Source organism: bacterium (assembly GCA_021372775.1).
Taxonomy (GTDB): domain Bacteria; phylum Acidobacteriota; class Polarisedimenticolia; order J045; family J045; genus JAJFTU01.
This window is the reverse complement of sequence record JAJFTU010000086.1, coordinates 1-2,206: the sequence shown is the minus strand read 5'-3', so window position 1 is coordinate 2,206 and position 2,206 is coordinate 1. Positions and strand designations below refer to the sequence as shown.

At 74.3% G+C, this 2,206-nt stretch carries 1 protein-coding gene; it reads right to left on the bottom strand.

Annotation, left to right across the window (positions count from 1 at the left end):
* Positions 1-192: 192 nt before the first annotated feature.
* A partial coding sequence (locus tag LLG88_03260; GenBank protein MCE5245925.1) for a C25 family cysteine peptidase occupies positions 193-2,206 on the bottom strand: 2,014 nt, incomplete at its 5' end.

Genomic DNA, 2,206 nt, shown 5'->3' with positions numbered 1-2,206 from the left:
GCACGGGCAGAATCGGGTGCTCTTTGACGCGGAATTCAGCCATGTGGCCGCTCCTCGGGGCGCGTGGCCGGTGGCGCGTGCGGCTCTCGTGAGGACCGCTGCGGACCGATTGGGCGAACAAGCGGGCAAGCGGGATGGGGGGACGCCTGCCGCGTCGTGCAGTTTATCCCCCCGCCCTCCCGACCGCTTCCCTTACCAGGTCGAGAGGGCGCCGTACGGATCGACGGCGAGAAGCTGCCAGAAGAACGTCGCGCCGGCCGGAAGCGGCTCGGCGGCCGAGACGGCCGTCGCGGGAAGCGTCGCGACGAGGTTCGCCGGACCGCAGGCGGCGCGCGACAAGGGCGCGGCCGCGCCGTGGAGCTCGAACCCGGCGACGACAATCGGCCGCCCGTCGAGGCCGGTCGTCGGCGTCGTCCAGCTCAGCGAGACCCCGCCCGCCCCTTTCGCGACCCGCAGCGTGTAGATCCCGGCCGCGGCCTGGTCCGATCCGGAGGAGCGCAGCCCCGCCGCATCGACGACCACGACCGTGTAGCGCCGGCCCGACGTCCCCGCCGCGGCCCCCGCGTCGGTCCACGAGCGGGCCGAGCCGGCGAGCGAGGCGAGGCGGTGCGCCGCGTCGAGCGGGAAGGAGGCGGCCGCGGGGTCGCCGTAGACCTCGACCGCGGCCGGCGTCGACGTGGTCCCCCAAACCGAGAGGCCGTCCACGGTCCAGTCGAGCCGCAGGTCCGACGTGCCCGCGACCTTCGTCACGCGCAGGTCGCGCACCGGCGACGGCGGCGCGATCCCCTGCACGCGGTGCGGCACGGCGCTCGCCTCGTCGCTCGCCGGACCGACCGCCGAGCAGGTCTCGGCGCGCACGACGACGTGGACCGCGGCGTCGTCGGCGAGACCGCCGACGACGAACTCGGTCGCCGCCCCGGCCGTCTCGGCCGACGACGGATACGGACCGCCCGCGGTCGGGCCCCAGGCCACCTGATAGCGCACGACGTCGGCCGCCTGGTTCGCGGCGCTCCAGGTCACGCGGACGGCGCCGCCCTGCTGGGTGTCGGTCGCCGCGACGCCGAGGACCTTCGCCGGCGGATCCGGATTCAGCGGGACGATCGTGCGGCAGCCGGCGCCGCCGTCGCAGTCCTCGTTGAAGTTCGACCAGGCGCTCTCGAACCCCGCGGCGTCCACCGTGACGACGTAGTAGTAGACCGGCGCGCAGTTCGCGAGACCGGAGTCGTCGAACGAAGTGCCCGCGGTCTCGGCGACGCGCGCGTACGGCCCCGCGGCCGCCGCGGCGCGGTAGACGCGGTAGCGCGCGGCGCCGCTCCGCCCCGACCAGTCCACGGCGTTCCACGACACGCGGACCGTTCCGGATCCCGCGCGCGCCAGCGCGACCCCCGGCGGGACCGGCGGGTTCGGCACGGCGAGGACCGTCGCCGGGTCCCCTTGGAAGATCAGCGAGCGCGCGGCCACCGGGTCGTTGACCGCGGCGAGTTCCGCGCGGACCGCGAAGTCGAGCGCCCCGGCGAGGCGCGTTTTCCGCTTGCCGTAGAGCGCGTCGAAGACCGGATTGAGGATCGGGTCGAGCAGGAACGAGTACGAGAGATGCGAGGGCGCGATGCCGGCGACCGCTCCCTTGCCCCCGCGCGTCACCCAGGACTCGAGGAACGTGTACCAGAGATCGACCGACGAGCTGGTCGGCGAGTCCTGCGGGAAGTGGCCGGTGATGCAGTTGGCGTTGATCTGGAAGCCGAGCGGCATCCCGTCGGGAAGGGCGTCGAGGTCGTCGCCGCTCCCCGGCGCCGCGGCCTCGAAGATCGTGCAGCCCTTCCCCCACTCCTGATAGCCGCCGTGGCCGGCGAAGGCGACGACGCCGGCGCCCGCGCTGAGGGCCGCGGTCAGGCGGCTCTTCATCGTGCCGCCCGATCCGACGCAGTCCTCGTCCTGCACCGTCTCGTAGACCTTCGTCGCCGTCTGCGGCCCGCCGGAGAACCAGCGGCCGTAGAGCGCGTCGGCCTCGTCCACGAACGTCGCCTCCTCGCGCTCGGCGACGAGCAGCGTCTTGCCGGTCCACGAGCCGGCCGCCGCGGCGCCCTGCTCGTAGTCGGCGATCTTCTTGAAGACCCCCTCCGCCTCGGCGAGCGTCCGCGCGGGGATCCGGCCGACGAAGAGCTGCGGCAGCGGGCCGCCGTCCGGCGCGCCGAACCAACTGTCGCTC